Source organism: Alloacidobacterium sp. (genome assembly GCF_035631355.1).
In the GTDB taxonomy this organism is placed as follows: Bacteria; Acidobacteriota; Terriglobia; order Terriglobales; family Acidobacteriaceae; genus Alloacidobacterium.
Map to the genome: position 1 here is coordinate 1 of NZ_DASQIX010000084.1, position 14,523 is coordinate 14,523.

Here is a 14,523-nt window from a genome sequence, read left to right on the forward strand (position 1 = left end):
CGCGGCACGTTGCCGCGTTTCCGTTATGACCAACTGATGGGTTTCGGCTGGAAGTTTTTGTTACCTCTGGCGATTGCAAACATCATTGCGACAAGTCTTTGGCTGGCTTATCGCGCGGCGTGATGCTGGCGCTGCATTACAATTTTGTTTCTTCATTGTTCCGTTTTGTTTAAAAACACATGCATTTAGTTCTGTTCTTCATCTTCGGCGGGTTATGCGTTGCGGGAGCATTAAATCTTCTGCTGCAGCGCCATCCTATTAACAGCGCCCTTTCGCTGATCGTCGTGATGACTTCGCTCGCCGTGCTGTATCTTCTGCTGGGCGCGGAGTTCCTGGCTGCAGCGCAGGTGATCGTATACTCCGGCGCCATTATGGTGCTCTTCACCTTTGTCATCATGCTCTTGAATGCGGGCGCGGAAGTACGCACACACGGCAGCAAAGCAGCCTATATCGTGGGCTTCCCCGGAGCTGCTGCTCTGCTCGCCGTTCTGACATATATTTTCCTGAAGCATCGCACAGAACTTGGATCGGCCAAGCTGGGCGGCTACCTGGTGACGACGCACGACCTGAGCCGTGTGCTCTTCCGTGACCTGCTGCTGCCGTTTGAAGTCACGTCAGTGCTGATTTTGGTGGCCATTCTCGGCGCAGTTGCGCTGGCAAGAAAGGAGCACTAAGCATCATGGTTCCCAATGCCTACTACCTCGTGCTAAGCGCGATTCTCTTTTCCATCGGCATGGCGGCTTTTCTAGTAAAGCGAAACATCATCACCATCTTCATGTCCATTGAGCTAATGCTGAATGCGGTGAACCTGACCTTCGTCGCCTTTGCCCACCAGTGGCATCAGGTGAGCGGACAGATTTTTGTTTTCTTCGTAATGGTCGTAGCGGCCGCGGAAGCCGCGGTTGGACTCGCGATTATCATTGCCCTCTTCCGCACACGCGCCACGCTGAATGTTGACCAAGTGGATTTGATGAAACTATGACCAGTTCCCTCTATCTCTGGCTGATTCCGCTCGTTCCTTTCGCCGGATTTCTGGTGAACGGTCTGCTTGGCCGGCGCTTTCCTAAAGCGCTGGTGACGACCGTGGCCTGGGTGGCCACCCTGATTCCCTTCCTGCAGGTGCTGAACATCGCTCTGCACCTCAACTCCTTGGCGCTGCCTTACAGAGAAGACATCGGGACGTGGATTACAGCAGGCAACTTCCATGCCGACTTTGCCTTCGCGCTCGACCAGTTGACGCTCATCATGCTGCTCGTAGTGACAGGCGTCGGCTTCCTCATTCATCTTTACTCCGCCGGATATATGGCACATGAAGATGGCTACTGGCGCTTTTTTGCCTACATGAACCTCTTCATGTTCTTCATGCTGACGCTGGTGCTGGCGGAAAACTTCCTGCTGATGTTCGTCGGCTGGGAAGGCGTCGGGCTCGCGTCGTACCTGCTGATCGGTTACTACTTCACTAAAGATTCGGCGGCGAATGCAGGCAGAAAAGCATTCGTCGTCAATCGCATCGGTGACTTCGGCTTTTTAATCGCGATGTTCCTGCTCATCGCGCACTTTGGCACCTTGAGCTTCAGCGGGATTTTCAGCCAGATTGGTCAGCATTCTGAGTGGCAAGGCGGGTTCCTGACGGCAATTGCGCTGTTCCTGGTTCTGGGCGCGACGGGTAAGTCGGCGCAGATTCCGCTCTACGTCTGGCTGCCTGATGCAATGGAAGGCCCTACGCCTGTCTCTGCGCTGATTCATGCAGCGACCATGGTGACGGCCGGCGTTTACATGGTGGCGCGCGCGCATGCCATCTTTGACCGCTCGCCCTTTGCGCTGACGACTGTTGCCATCATCGGCGCGGCCACAGCGCTTTTTGCCGCGACCATCGGCCTGGTGCAGACGGACATCAAGCGCGTCCTCGCCTATTCCACCGTTTCTCAACTGGGATATATGTTCCTGGCTTGCGGCGTGGCGGCTTACTCGTCCGGGATCTTTCATCTGTTGACACATGCCTTCTTCAAGGCGCTGCTCTTCCTTGCCGCCGGATCTGTGATTCACGCATTGAGTGGCGAGCAGGACATGCGCGTGATGGGCGGACTGTGGAAGAAGATTCCTATCACTTTCTGGACGATGACTGCGGCAGTCCTGGCCATCTCCGGCATTCCGCCATTTGCCGGGTTTTTCAGCAAGGACGAGATCCTCTATCAGGCGTTTGTATCACCCAATGGCGCGGGCAAAATTCTCTGGTTTGTTGGATTGCTGACCGCCGGCCTCACGTCGTTTTACATGTTCCGGCTCTGGTATCTGACTTTCTTCGGCGAGAGCCGCGCCGAACATGCTGCTCCGCACACTCCTGAGCCCGGCCACCAGCCAGAGAAAGAGGAGAAGCCGCATCCTGTGCATGAAAGCCCGTGGATCATGCTTGGACCTCTCGTAGTGCTAGCAATTCTCTCCCTCATTGGCGGATGGGTCGGCGTTCCGGCAGCGCTTGGCGGCCATGCTGAAATCAGCCATTTCCTAGCGCCAGTATTGCAGGCAGCGCCTGAGGCTGCGGAAGGCGGCAAATCGGTGGAACTGCTGCTGGCCATTGTTTCCGTAGCAGTCGCAGTCATCGGCTGGTTCATCGCGCATTTAATGTACTTCGCCAAGCCCGAGTTGCCGAAGCAACTGGCTGCGAAGGTCCACGGACTGTATTCGCTACTGCTGAACAAGTACTGGATCGACGAGCTATACGGCGCGGTCATTGTTACGCCGGTGCTGCTGATTTCGCGCTATGTGCTCAAGGGCCTCTTTGATACAGGCATTGTTACCGGCGGCAGTCTAGCGCTGGGATATACCACCCAGGGCATTGGATCGCTCGTGCAGCGAGTGCAGTCGGGCAATATTCGCTCGTATGCGGGATGGCTGGCTATCGGTGCGGCGGCGTTGTTGCTGTTGACTTATTTTGGTTTTGGAGTGCGCTGGTCATTTTGATGGGCGCTAACAAAGGATTGCAAGGAACGAATTCGTGCTGAACGATTCCATTTTGTCGCTGATTACGTTTGTGCCCACGGCGGGCGCAATCGTGGTCGCCCTGCTGCCGCGGCGCGGCAAGCTGATCCAGTGGTTTACGCTGCTGGTCACGCTGCTTACGTTCGCGCTGACGCTACATCTGCCCGCGCATTATCAATACGGACAGGGCGGCTTCCAGTTTGAAGAGAATCATGCATGGATTCCCAGCCCGAAGATCGGCTACCATCTCGGCATTGACGGCATTTCGATGTGGCTGATCGTTCTCGTCGGCTTCCTGGGGCCACTTGCCGTGCTCGCCTCGTGGAAGGCGATTGCCACCCTGACCAAAGAGTTCTATTTCCTCTTCCTGATACAGCAGACGGCGATGCTTGGCGTCTTCGTCTCGCTCGACATGTTCCTTTATTACGGCTTCTGGGAACTGTCGCTGGTGCCGATGGCGATTCTGATCGCCATGTTCGGACGCAATCGCGGGCCGCAGGCAGCAATCAAGTTCTTCCTTTTCACCTTCATCCCGTCAGCGCTCCTGCTAGTCGGCCTGCTTTGGCTTTACGCAAAGACAGGCACGTTTGACTTTGTCGAAACGCAGCAATATCTGTCGCAGAATAGCTTGCTCCTTGCGCCGCAGGCATTGTGGTGGGTTTCGCTGGCGTTCCTTGCGGCCTTTGCTGTCAAAGTTCCGGTTTTCCCGCTCCATGGATGGCTGAGCGACGTCTTCTCTGAAGCGCCAACTGCCATGGCAATGGTGGTTGCTGGCAAGTTGGGACTTTACTCGATCATTCGCTTCAACCTCGGCCTTTTTCCTGAGCAGTCGCGCCAGATTGCGCCCCTGATGATCGCACTGGCAGTGATCGGAATTCTTTACGGCGCGCTGATTGCGCTCATCCAGCAGGACCTGAAGCGGTTCATCTCATTCTCAACCGTCGGACACCTGAGCTTCTGTACGCTCGGCATCTTCTGCTTTACCGTCGTCGGATTGAACGGCGCGCTTTATCAGATTCTGAACCACGAGCTTTCCGGCGCGGCGATCCTGATCCTCTTCGGCATTCTTTACGAGCGCTACGGAACCTATGACATGGCCCTGTACGGCGGCATGGCTTCAAACCTTCCGCGCATGGCGACGCTCTATGTCATTACGACGTTGTCGCTCATCGGGCTGCCGATCCTCAACGGCTTCGTCGGCGAGTTCCTGATTCTCAGTTCGAGTTTTGGCGTGCATCCTTACTGGAGCACCGCAGCTACGCTGGGCGTGATTCTCAGCGCGGCCTATATGCTTACTATGATTCAGAAGCTTTTCTATGGAAAACAGTCACAGTTGGTTGTGAACAAGCCTGTGCCTGACATAGTCTTCCGCGAAGGCTTCGCGCTGATACCCGCCGCTGTCCTGATGCTGGTGATGGGTGTGGCCTCGCCTTATTGGATTCACGCCATCAACGGCGCGGTGAGCGGGCTGGCGGACACGGTCACGCAACATATCGCACATACAACTATGACTGTCATACCAAACGTGGCGGAGAAGCGATGACCGACGTACCCCAGATTTATCGGATTCTCCCCGAGGTAATTCTGACCATTACCGGCGTGGTCATCATGCTTGCGGAGTCGCTGCTTAAGAAGAACTCCAGCCGCAAGCCGCTGGGCTGGCTGGCGGTTCTGGGCACGCTGGCCGCGCTGGCATCAAGCCAATGGCAGCTTGGATTGCCTGCAGGCACGGCCTTCTTCGGCACCGTGCAAACTGACGCCTACAGCGTCTTCTTCCATGTGGTTATAGCCGGAATCGCGCTGGCTACGCTTCTGGTCACGCTTGATGCGGCCAGTCCGGATGCGGAGGGGCTGGGCGAATTCTTCGCGCTGGTCTGTTTCGGCACGGTCGGCATGATGTTGATGACATGCGCTGTCGAATTGCTGCTGGTTTTCATTGGCCTCGAAATTTCCTCAATCTCCACTTACATCATGGCGGGTTTCCGCCGGAAAAGCGCCAAGGGTCCAGAGGCCGCGATTAAGTATTTCCTGCTCGGCTCTTTTGCGACGGCATTTTTCCTTTATGGCATTGCGCTGGTTTTCGGGGCCACGGGCACTACGGCCATTCCTCAGGTCGCAGCGCTGATCACGTCCAGCCAGACACCGGTTCTGGCTATCGTCGGCCTGGCGATGATTCTTATTGGCCTCGGCTTCAAGGTTTCAGCCGCGCCCTTCCAAGTGTGGACGCCCGATGTTTACGAAGGCGCGCCGTCGCCCGTGGTTGGGCTCATGTCCACGGCGCCGAAGGCTGCAGCCTTTGCCGTGCTGCTACGCATTCTCTACGTCGCCTTCCCTGCTTTGCATAACCATTGGCAGCCGCTGCTGTGGTGGATGGCCGTGCTCTCCATGACCATCGGCAATCTCGGTGCCCTGCGGCAGCAGAATGTGAAGCGGATGTTGGCGTATTCCTCCATTGCGCATGCCGGTTATCTTTTGGTCGCATTCACCGCACTTTCCCCCGACGGCATTGCCGCCGCAATTTTCTATGCAGTCACCTATGCGGCCATGAATGTCGGCATCTTCGCCGTGTTCAGCCAGGCGGGCGGAATGAATGACCGGCTGGCACTGATTCAGGATTACCGCGGGCTGGCCTATCGTTCGCCGCTACTTGGCGGAGCGCTGGCTTTCTTCCTGATTTCTTTGATTGGAATTCCCTTCACCGGCGGCTTTTTCGGCAAGTTTTACGTCTTTGCCTCTGCGCTGCATTCCGGGTTGGTCTGGCTGACAATTATCGGCCTCATTAATAGCGGCATCGCCTGCTACTACTATCTGCGCCTGCTGGCTTCCGCCTATTCCAAGCCGGTCCACAGCGATTTGCTCGATGGAATTCCCCGGACCTCCGTACCCCTGCTCTTTGCCCTGCTGATTACAGTAGCCGCCACACTGATTCTCGGCATTGTGCCTGGGCGGGTGCTGGCTGGCGCGAAGGCCGGGGCAGACGCCCTCGTGCCTGTCAGCGTGAATACTGCTTTGAAGTAGTCCCAGCCTTCATTAGCGCCCCCATAGTAACCCCATGTGCGTAATTCCTTGAAAATACGACGGTTATATTTTTAAGCTTCTAAAGTCTTAAGAAATCGAGCGTTGCGAGGAAAATATTGTCTTCGCAATAGTTAAGGCCCGCGCTTGGGCGGGCCTTTTTCGTTGGATTTCTCTGTTTCTATTTTAGCAGTTGCACATAAACACCGATCAAATTGCCGAAGGTTTTTATTGTTTAGAATCAGCCATATAGAAACTTTATTCGTGGTTGGTACTTAACAGAAAATTTTCTGGGCCCGATGTCCCCCCAAAGGGTGTTTCTTACGAAGGACTATTGAGTCTCGGCCGCGATGCTGCTAATCGCCTAGTAGGTTCAAATCCCGGCGGCTGAAAATCCATGACGCCGCGGCGAACCACACCGCACCGGCGAGCAAGGTCAGCGCGACGTCAAACCAGATAGTTGGAATGTTTTTCACCGAGATCGTTGTCGCAAATAAAACGCGCAGCAATCTGGCCGGGCCGATCCATCCCAGCTCCCCTATATATACCGCCAGCCCAATACAGCCCATTGAGATGATCGAGGCGACAATCTGCGGCAACAGGATTGACCAGAATATGCTGATGGCTCCAGCCCAGACGCCCAACAAAATCAGTGCCTCTGCCATCACTAGAATCCCCTGATACGGACGGTTCAGCAGACCCGCCATGAAAATTCCGCTGACAACAAATCCAATGACGTAAAGCGCAAGCGGCAGCCATGCAGTCATCAGCAGTGAAAAGAGATACTGCGGACGGCTGACTGCACGCGACAGCACCATGACGATGCGACGCGAGCGCTGCTCATTGCCTAGCAACGTGCTGCCGGTGACCGCGACCAGCGCGAGGCCGGCGAAACATTCCTGATGCAGCATCCAGAGCACGTCATCAGGGTCCGGCGCGCCACCGAAGCAAAGGATCGCAGCCATCACATAGGGCCAAAGTATCAACAGAAGAAAGAGCCAGCGGTTTTGCCACAAAAGGCGTTTTGTGATGAGCCAGGCTTTCGTCATATTGAAAGACCATTTTGCAAAGAAAAACAATCCCCAGTTTGCTATTCGCTTTACCTTCGGTTTCGCTCGCGCCTACGGCAGTAAGGTAGGGCCTTCAGCCTGACTTTTACGGCACGGCTGAAGCCGTGCCCTTACGAAACAGAACTGCCATCTCAATGCTCGCTTTCAGTCCACTTGATGAACAGCTCTTCCAGCGTGCGCCGCAGAGGAGTAACGCTCTTCAACGTTCCGCCAGCGGCCCAGGCCTTCTCGATCAGTTCGCGCTGGATGCGGGCAGGCACGATGAAGAGCATGCTGTTCCCTGACAAGCTGGTCCGGTATGGCCGATATGCCGCCAGCGCTTCTGCATCAGAGGAAAGACCATCTATCACAATCTCCATCTTTCCGCTGTCTTCGAGGAAAGGCGCCAGAGGGCCATGGCGCAGCAGCCTGCCACGGTCGAGAAAGGCGATGCGGTCGCAGATTTGTTCCACTTCAGAAAGCTGGTGCGAACTGAAGAAGATGCTCTTGCCCTCGTCGCGGGCTGCGCGCAAAAGCTCACGGACTTCGAGCACTCCGGGAGGATCGAGTGCCGAAGTCGGCTCGTCGAGGATGAGCAGCTCGGGATCGTTGACCAACGCCTGCGCTATGCCCAGCCGCTGCTGCATGCCGCGAGAGAATCGGCGAGCATCTTTACCTGCCGATGTGAGATTCAACCGGGCAAGCAGTTCCCTGCTTCGCTCACGCAGTAGCCAGCTTTGCATGTTGTTCAGCCGTCCAGCCAAGGCGACCGCGCTGGATGCGGAGCCTGCGAAAAAGCTGGGCGTATCCGGGAGGAAGCCGATGCGGGAGCGCGTAGCTGTGTCGCCAAAAGGCTTCCCGAGAATTGTGCCGCCGCCTGCGCCCGGCTTCAGGAATCCCAGGGCGAGATGGATGGTCGTGGTCTTACCTGCCCCGTTGGGCCCGAGGAAGCCAAGGATTTCGCCGCGTTCGACCGCCAGCGAGAGGCAATCGAGAGCCGCATGAGCACCGAATCGCTTGCTAATACTGTGAAACTCCAGAGCGGCGGTCACAGCGCATTGTCTCATGTGGGTTCATAGTCATCTGGTGGAAGAAATGATCTATCCCAGATAATTAATTTCTATTTGCAATATCACTTTTTCTGATACCAGAGACTTCCTTATACTGTCACGTTAACCTGTTAGCAGAGAAAACAACCAGCCAGGTCGAGCTCGCTAACTTTCAATTAAGCGGGCCACGGTGGGCGCCGGTTAAACCCATCCAGAGGAGATGCATGTCCAACGAACTTCGTAATTTCCTGTCGCTCTCATACGCAGAGCTGGAAGAAAAAAATCTGAATGCTAAAGAACAGCGGAAGAACCGGGTAGCCCCCCACAAAATCCAGGAAGAACGCCTCAAGTATCTGACCGATACCAAGGAAATCAAGGCGGTCACTGTGCTATTCAGCGATCTTGAGGGCCGCCTGCAAATGCTGGATTATGACAAGAAGTTCCTGATCAAAAGCTACGACAACCTTACGTTTGATGGCTCGTCCATTCGCGGTTTTACGGCGCAGCGCGAGAGCGACCTGCGTCTCGGCATTGACTGGAGCGCGTTCTACTGGGGCCCCGCGGACGTTTTCGGGCCGGGCAAGGTGCTTGTTTTCGGCGAAGTGATCGACAAGCAGGGCACGCCCTATACGGCCGATATGCGCGGCGTGCTGAAGGGCTTTGCCCAAGAGCTTCATGCCAAGCAGGGTCTTACACTCAATGCCGCCAATGAAATTGAAGGTTTCATCTTCGCCGGCGTGGACGCCGAGCGGCGCTTCCCTGAAACGGGCAGGTTCGAATACGTAAATACCGGCGGCTATTATCACTCGCTGCCTGGGGACCCGCTGCGCACCTTCATTGACACGACAGCTGAAGTGCTGCGCTCGATGGGTTTTGAGAACGAGAAGGACCACCCCGAGGTTGCCCCTTCGCAGTTTGAAATTAACTACGGCTACGGCGAAGTAGTGGCCGCCGCCGACCAAATCCAGATTTACAAGCTGGTCTGTCGCCAGGTGGCGACCAAGCTGGGTATGTCAGCATCGTTTCTGCCCAAGCCGGTGGTTGGCGTGAACGGCAGCGGCATGCACACCAATGTTTCGATCAGCAAAAACGGCAAGAACATCTTCTGGGACCCGAAGGGCGAGGAGAAGCTGGCCAAGGTCGGCTGGGATTTCGTGGACCGCATTCTGACGCACGGCAACGACATCTGTCTGCTGCTGAATTCCAGTGTGAACGCATACCGTCGTCTCGATCCTCACTTTGAGGCGCCGAACCAGCTTAAAGCTTCGGCGGTGGATCGCGGCTCAATGATCCGCATCCCCATTGGCAACGAGAAGAGTATGCGTGTTGAAGTGCGTTCCGTGGCACCGGACGCGAATCCTTATCTGGTGCTCCATTCCATTTTCAAGTCGGGTCTTGACGGCGAGACTGCGAAGATTAAGAACCTGCGCCAGGCACAGCGGTATCTGCCCGACAACGTCTACACAGCGATTGAGAACTTTCGCAACTCCACATGGGCAACGAAGCTGCTGGGCGAAGATGTGAAGGCGCGATATGCGGACCTGAAGCAGGCTTCCGCCGATCGCTGCCCCCGTCTGCTGGGAACGTTCGTCAAGGCGCAGGAAGTGCAGTTCCACCACGAGGTTTACAACCAGTTCCTCTGGAACCAGTTTTAAGCCGGTTATTGCATTGTTACACTGGTCGCCCCGGCTCCTGCCGGGGCGATTTTCTTCGCAATGAAGAAACGCAATTCATCCCGGGAATCATTCGTCCGCATATCGGAAGACATGCGCAGACTCTCCGTGCTGCTGGAGGAAGAGATGCTGCGCTGGCCGGGCGTTACCGTGCGTTCAATGTTTGGGATGCGCGCGGTCTATCGTAAGGGCGTTATTTTTGCCCTGTTGCCGGAGACGAAGACGATCGATCGTGAAACTGCGGTTGGTTATAAGTTTGCGGACAGGGCACAGACAAGACGTGAAGGCCATCAGTGGCAGCTTTTCGACGTGAAGAGCAAGGCGGACCTTGCAAAAGCATTGCAGGTGCTCGGAGAGGCGCATCGCAAGGCCGGCTCAAAACGCACATAGACGATAATGAAGTCAGATCGTGCATGAACTTCACTAAATTTGCTTTCTGTCTTATCCTGCTGGCCCTGCCGCCGGCTGCGCACGCGGTCGAATTGAAAATCTCCGCGCAGGCGCTGGAGCATACGCTCAAATCGCAACTTTTCAACACGCCGGACGGCCGTTACTACATCAAGGGCAATGCCAATTCAGCCTGCCATGTGTATGCCGAGTCGCCCAAGGTTTCGTTTTCGGGAGACAGGATTTTCGTTCATGTTCACACGAACGCGAAACTAGGCACCCACCTGCGCGGAACATGTATCGGCATCGGGTTATCGCCCGACGCTGATGTTTCGCTGCTGCCAGACGCTGAAGGTGAGACCATCGGCTTCCGCGACGCGCGTATCGAGCACCTGAGTGAATCAGGCGAGCTGAACTTTGTGCTGATGCCGTTCCTGAGCCGCAAAGTGCCGTCGAGCATGACTGTAAATGCGGCAACGCTGCTGCGGCAAGTGCTGGCGCAATCACGACAGAGCACGGGCTACGACCTGAAGCTTGATCGGCTGAAGATCCACTCTATGCAGGTCGAGGACAATGCGCTGGTTGTGGATGTGGACCGCGATCTAAGTGTGAATTGAACACATATATAAGCCACAATCCGATTCAGCGCTACAATGCTTTTGCTTCATTTTTTGATTCCGATCATGTCCGCAAACAAATCGCGGGATGTGAAGTTTGCCTCGGTTCTTGCAATTGCACATACCTGCCATTTGGTAAACCCGGAGGATAATTTGGCTGAATTCGAGATTTTTGTGAACAGTTCAAAGGGCGTATTCACTAAGGATTCGTTGAACGGATTCTATTCAAAGAACCAGAAGACCCTGAGTGAAATAGCAGACCAATTTACGGCGCTTGACGCCAAGATTACGCTGACTCTGAATCCGATCTCGACTCCATTGCCTAAATTCATCAACCGGCATGGACGGCGGCTTCGGGCGGCAAACCGGCGAGCAAAGACTGGCCGAAGGTGGCCGCTTTCTATGATCTTCTGGTTTCGCTCCAGCGTGTTTTCAATCCCAACCTCACGGGCGCATTTGAAGTTGCTCAAAACCGCCTTCCTCAGGCAGACATGGTGTTTCCGTTCGCAACCAAAAAATTTACCGATGACCATATTTGCGACCGGACCGCCAAAATCCCTTCCAAAATGAAAGAAAGCGCCGAGTCAGTAGGCAAGCGGCGCCTGATTACACCTGCTTCCGGCGGCAATCCAGCGGCGTTTACCACTATTCCAGTCAGTACAACGGTGGTGCTGAGTCAGAAGAAATATCAGGACAACCTGAAAGACGAGGTGGACAGCAGGCAAAAGGAGTATCAGGCCATCTATGACTATTTCACGTCGAGGGACACGCGCCTGGCAACACTCATGGAGGGCGACCATGAAGAAGTGATTTTTACTTCATTGAGCCGGTTCCCGATGTATGAGGTACAGCGGCCCGCAACGGCAACGACTGCGGTGAACGCCGAGTCCCGGCCCGAGCAGCATTTGCGGTATGCGGTGCAGAAAGTCGCCAACAAATGGCTGGTCCATCACATGGCGGGGCGCTGCACCGCCGAAGAGGTGAATACTGCCCCGGGCGGATTTGCCGCTTTTGACTACACCCAGCTGGCGACCACGGTGACGGCCCAATCCGGCACCTTTCGCAAAACCAGCTAGGGACCCGCCGGAGCAGCTCAATTCACTCTGTGCGTAGAGCCTGCATGGGATCGAGACGGGACGCTCTCCATGCAGGCAACACACAGGCCAGAACAGACACGAACAAAAGCGTCGCAGCTGCCAGGACAAAAACCAAAGGATCAAACGGGCTCGTTCCATAGAGCATGGATTCGATCAGACGGGTCACGCCAGCGCTTGCGAGCAGCCCCACTGACAACCCCAGGATCGCAGGACGCAAGCCATCGCCAAGCATCGATCGCATGACTTGTTCACGTTGTGCCCCAAGCGCCATACGGATGCCGATTTCCGTTGTGCGCTGCGCCACGATATAGGAGAGCACCCCGAATAAGCCCACGGCAGCGAGAACCAGCGACAGCGTAGCAAAAACGAGCAACAGCATAGCATCGAAGCTAGCGTCTATTGTATTTCTGCCGATGACCTGATCCATGGTAAGGATGTCGGACGCTGGCAAATCACGGTCCAACTGCCCAACAATGCGCTGAATCGGCAGAGCAAATCTGGTGACATCCTGATCGGAGCGAACGACCAGCGATGCCCCATTCAGCCAGTCAGGTGTGTAGAGTCCGAAGTACATCATGGGCTGAACGGGCTCACCAATTTCAAATAAAGTGTCACCCACAACACCGACGATCTCAAACTTGTGCCCACCTTCGGTGATCAGGTGTTTGCCAATCGGATATTCGCCCGGAAAATATTGTTCTGCGAACGACCTGCTGATTATGGTTTCGGTGGCATGACCTGGCCGCTGGTCATCATTGAATGTGCGGCCATGCAGGATGGGAATACCTATGGCAGCAAAGTAGCCGGGGTTGACCCAACGGTTCATAGCGTATTGATATTTTCCTTGAGGCAATGGGGGATGTTCTGGAATCACAAAACCTCTGTCTCCGCCATAGCCATCTCCCGGAACAACAGAAAAGATCAAACCAGCCGCTCTTACTCCAGGGAGATTGCGAACGCGCATGAGCAAAGTTTCAAAGAAGCTTATCCGCTGCGTGAGTTGTGTGTATTGGGCTTCCGGCAGATTAAAGTTCATGGTCAGGACATTCTGCGTGATGCAGCCGAGATCGGAGGAGCGAAGCTTCGCGTAGCTCCTCAGCAGTAATCCTGTGCCGATCAACAAGACAACTGTCAGCCCGACCTCGAGCGAGAGCAACACCTTGCGCAGGGTTGCGCGGGCATGGCCGGTGCTGTGCGAGCGCGACGAATCCTGCAATGCAGAAAGAACCTGATCACTCTTAATGGAGGCTGCGGAGATCAGGCCGGCAAACATGGCGCATAGAACGACAAGTCCCAGACTAACCACTGCGACAACGGCATCCATGTGAATCGTTTCGGTACGAATCATTACCTGTCGCGTACTGATGAGCCACTGTAAGACCCCATACGCCAACAGACAGCCCAGGAGGCCGCCAGCGGCTGACAGTAAAAAACTCTCCATCAAGTGCTCGCGCAACAGCCTCAGCCTACTGCCTCCTATTGCTGTGCGAACCGCAAGCTCTTTGCGGCGTGCAGCAGAACGAGATACAAGAAGATTTGCAACATTCAGACATGCAATGAGCAGGACGCATCCGGTTGCGGCCAGAAGCACGTAGAGCGGTCTCTTTACATCGCCGATGATCCAGTCCAGAAGGGGTCGAATATTTGCTCCCTTGCTGATGAACGGATTGTCTCGATGCTGATCGTGAATGCGGCGCGTAATCAGAGAGAGTTCGGAGACTCCATGTGCCTCAGTTACGCCAGGCTTGAGGCGTCCAATGACAATGAACTGATGATCGTCTAAGGCCTGCATGGTAGCGGGCTCTTCTCTATAGTAGATCGGTGTCCACAACTGTGCGGCCTGATGCGGAAGTGCAAACCAGGACGGCATGACGCCTACGACGGTGTAGGGCCGGGCATCCAGCAGTATCGTCTGCCCGAGTACCGACGGGCTGCCGCCAAAGCGGCGTTTCCAGAGCCCCCAGCTCAAGATAACAGTCGCATTCGCTGATGGCTGGTCATCGGCTGCAGTAAAGTTGCGACCAAGGGCGGGCTGCACACCAAGTGTCGGAAGCAGATTCCATGAGAAGCTCCCGGCGCGTACGTTTTCCGGCAGCTGTTCACCTGTGCTGGAAAGGTTGTACCCGGCGTAACCCCAGATCGCAAGATCAGAGAAGCTCTTGTTCTGCTTCTTCCACTGTTCAAACATGCCACCCGAGCTTGAGTTATACGGGAATTTATCGTCAGAGCTATGTTCATAAAGCCTGACCAACTGATCGGGATCTTTAAACGGCAGCGGCTTGAGCAGGACCGAGCGCACGATGGTAAAAAGCGCAACATTGGCGCCGATACCCAGCGCCATCACTAATATGGCGATAACTGCAAATCCCGGCGTTCGACAAAGCGTGCGCGCTGCAATACGCATGTCCCTCCACAGGGATTCCAGCCAGTTCCAACTCCATGTGTTACGCGTCTGGTCGCGCAATGCCGTGGGGTTGCCGAAGGCGCGCATGGCCGCATGCCGGGCTTCCTCAATGCTCATGCCAGCAGCGATGTTTTCGGCGATCTGCTGCTCCATGTGGAACTGGAGTTCATCGTCGAGGAGCGCACCTTCTTTATTACGGCGGAAAAGCATCTTCCAGCGCATTGTGAGCTTGCGTAGCCAGCGCATCACTTTC

The 14,523-nt window shown here is 55.4% G+C and carries 13 protein-coding genes; 10 read left to right on the top strand and 3 right to left on the bottom strand.

The features are described 5' to 3' along the window. From VEV40_RS15320 to VEV40_RS15345, 6 genes are all read left to right on the top strand, one after another. The coding region (locus VEV40_RS15320) for an NADH-quinone oxidoreductase subunit H (protein WP_324833660.1) at window positions 1-123 on the top strand (123 nt) is incomplete at its 5' end. A gap of 56 nt (window positions 124-179) precedes the next feature. Beyond that, complete coding sequence (locus tag VEV40_RS15325; RefSeq protein WP_324833555.1) at window positions 180-674, top strand: NADH-quinone oxidoreductase subunit J; 495 nt, start codon at window positions 180-182, stop codon at window positions 672-674. 5 nt (window positions 675-679) lie between these two features. Then, the gene (gene nuoK / locus VEV40_RS15330) at window positions 680-982 is read left to right on the top strand and encodes an NADH-quinone oxidoreductase subunit NuoK (protein WP_324833556.1); all 303 of its coding nucleotides are present in this window, start codon (window positions 680-682) and stop codon (window positions 980-982) included. Next, window positions 979-2,961 (top strand): NADH-quinone oxidoreductase subunit L, encoded by a 1,983-nt coding sequence (nuoL, locus tag VEV40_RS15335; RefSeq protein ID WP_324833558.1) that lies wholly within the window; start codon window positions 979-981, stop codon window positions 2,959-2,961. Before nuoK ends, nuoL begins: the two co-directional genes overlap by 4 nt. Window positions 2,962-2,995: 34 nt before the next feature. Continuing rightward, window positions 2,996-4,522 (top strand): NADH-quinone oxidoreductase subunit M, encoded by a 1,527-nt coding sequence (locus VEV40_RS15340; RefSeq protein WP_324833560.1) that lies wholly within the window; start codon window positions 2,996-2,998, stop codon window positions 4,520-4,522. After that, window positions 4,519-5,997: an NADH-quinone oxidoreductase subunit N gene (locus tag VEV40_RS15345; RefSeq protein ID WP_324833562.1), complete on the top strand. Its 1,479-nt coding sequence runs from the start codon at window positions 4,519-4,521 to the stop codon at window positions 5,995-5,997. The genes VEV40_RS15340 and VEV40_RS15345 overlap by 4 nt, the downstream gene beginning before the upstream one ends. Before the next feature lie 353 nt (window positions 5,998-6,350). Here VEV40_RS15345 and VEV40_RS15350 read toward each other — a convergent pair whose 3' ends face one another. Next, a complete protein-coding gene (locus VEV40_RS15350) occupies window positions 6,351-7,043 on the bottom strand; it encodes a hypothetical protein (RefSeq protein ID WP_324833564.1) in 693 nt (230 codons plus the stop codon). Between the two features lie 152 nt (window positions 7,044-7,195). Next, window positions 7,196-8,110 (bottom strand): ABC transporter ATP-binding protein, encoded by a 915-nt coding sequence (locus tag VEV40_RS15355; protein WP_324833566.1) that lies wholly within the window; start codon window positions 8,108-8,110, stop codon window positions 7,196-7,198. Between the two features lie 206 nt (window positions 8,111-8,316). Between VEV40_RS15355 and VEV40_RS15360 the strand changes: the two genes are divergently transcribed. From VEV40_RS15360 to VEV40_RS15375, 4 genes are all read left to right on the top strand, one after another. Further along, entirely contained in the window at window positions 8,317-9,747 is a 1,431-nt protein-coding gene (locus tag VEV40_RS15360) for a glutamine synthetase family protein (protein WP_324833568.1), read from the top strand. A gap of 111 nt (window positions 9,748-9,858) precedes the next feature. Beyond that, entirely contained in the window at window positions 9,859-10,155 is a 297-nt protein-coding gene (locus tag VEV40_RS15365; protein ID WP_324833569.1) for a hypothetical protein, read from the top strand. Window positions 10,156-10,178: 23 nt separating this feature from the next. Continuing rightward, on the top strand, window positions 10,179-10,769 hold the full coding sequence (locus VEV40_RS15370) for a hypothetical protein (RefSeq protein WP_324833571.1): 591 nt from the start codon (window positions 10,179-10,181) through the stop codon (window positions 10,767-10,769). 389 nt (window positions 10,770-11,158) lie between these two features. After that, a complete protein-coding gene (locus VEV40_RS15375) occupies window positions 11,159-11,845 on the top strand; it encodes a hypothetical protein (RefSeq protein ID WP_324833573.1) in 687 nt (228 codons plus the stop codon). Window positions 11,846-11,867: 22 nt separating this feature from the next. On the opposite strand, the gene VEV40_RS15380 is transcribed toward VEV40_RS15375, so the two are convergent. After that, window positions 11,868-14,516: an ABC transporter permease gene (locus VEV40_RS15380; protein ID WP_324833574.1), complete on the bottom strand. Its 2,649-nt coding sequence runs from the start codon at window positions 14,514-14,516 to the stop codon at window positions 11,868-11,870. Window positions 14,517-14,523 lie beyond the last annotated feature (7 nt).

Excerpts from the sequence above, each read along its gene's own strand:
- VEV40_RS15325 (WP_324833555.1), top strand. The coding sequence starts at position 180 with ATGCATTTAGTTCTGTTCTTCATCTTCGGCGGGTTATGCGTTGCGGGA.
- nuoK (WP_324833556.1), top strand. The coding sequence starts at position 680 with ATGGTTCCCAATGCCTACTACCTCGTGCTAAGCGCGATTCTCTTTTCC.
- nuoL (WP_324833558.1), top strand. The coding sequence starts at position 979 with ATGACCAGTTCCCTCTATCTCTGGCTGATTCCGCTCGTTCCTTTCGCC.
- VEV40_RS15345 (WP_324833562.1), top strand. The coding sequence starts at position 4,519 with ATGACCGACGTACCCCAGATTTATCGGATTCTCCCCGAGGTAATTCTG.
- VEV40_RS15350 (WP_324833564.1), bottom strand. The coding sequence starts at position 7,043 with ATGACGAAAGCCTGGCTCATCACAAAACGCCTTTTGTGGCAAAACCGC.
- VEV40_RS15355 (WP_324833566.1), bottom strand. The coding sequence starts at position 8,110 with ATGAGACAATGCGCTGTGACCGCCGCTCTGGAGTTTCACAGTATTAGC.
- VEV40_RS15360 (WP_324833568.1), top strand. The coding sequence starts at position 8,317 with ATGTCCAACGAACTTCGTAATTTCCTGTCGCTCTCATACGCAGAGCTG.
- VEV40_RS15365 (WP_324833569.1), top strand. The coding sequence starts at position 9,859 with ATGCGCAGACTCTCCGTGCTGCTGGAGGAAGAGATGCTGCGCTGGCCG.
- VEV40_RS15370 (WP_324833571.1), top strand. The coding sequence starts at position 10,179 with ATGAACTTCACTAAATTTGCTTTCTGTCTTATCCTGCTGGCCCTGCCG.
- VEV40_RS15380 (WP_324833574.1), bottom strand. The coding sequence starts at position 14,516 with ATGCGCTGGCTACGCAAGCTCACAATGCGCTGGAAGATGCTTTTCCGC.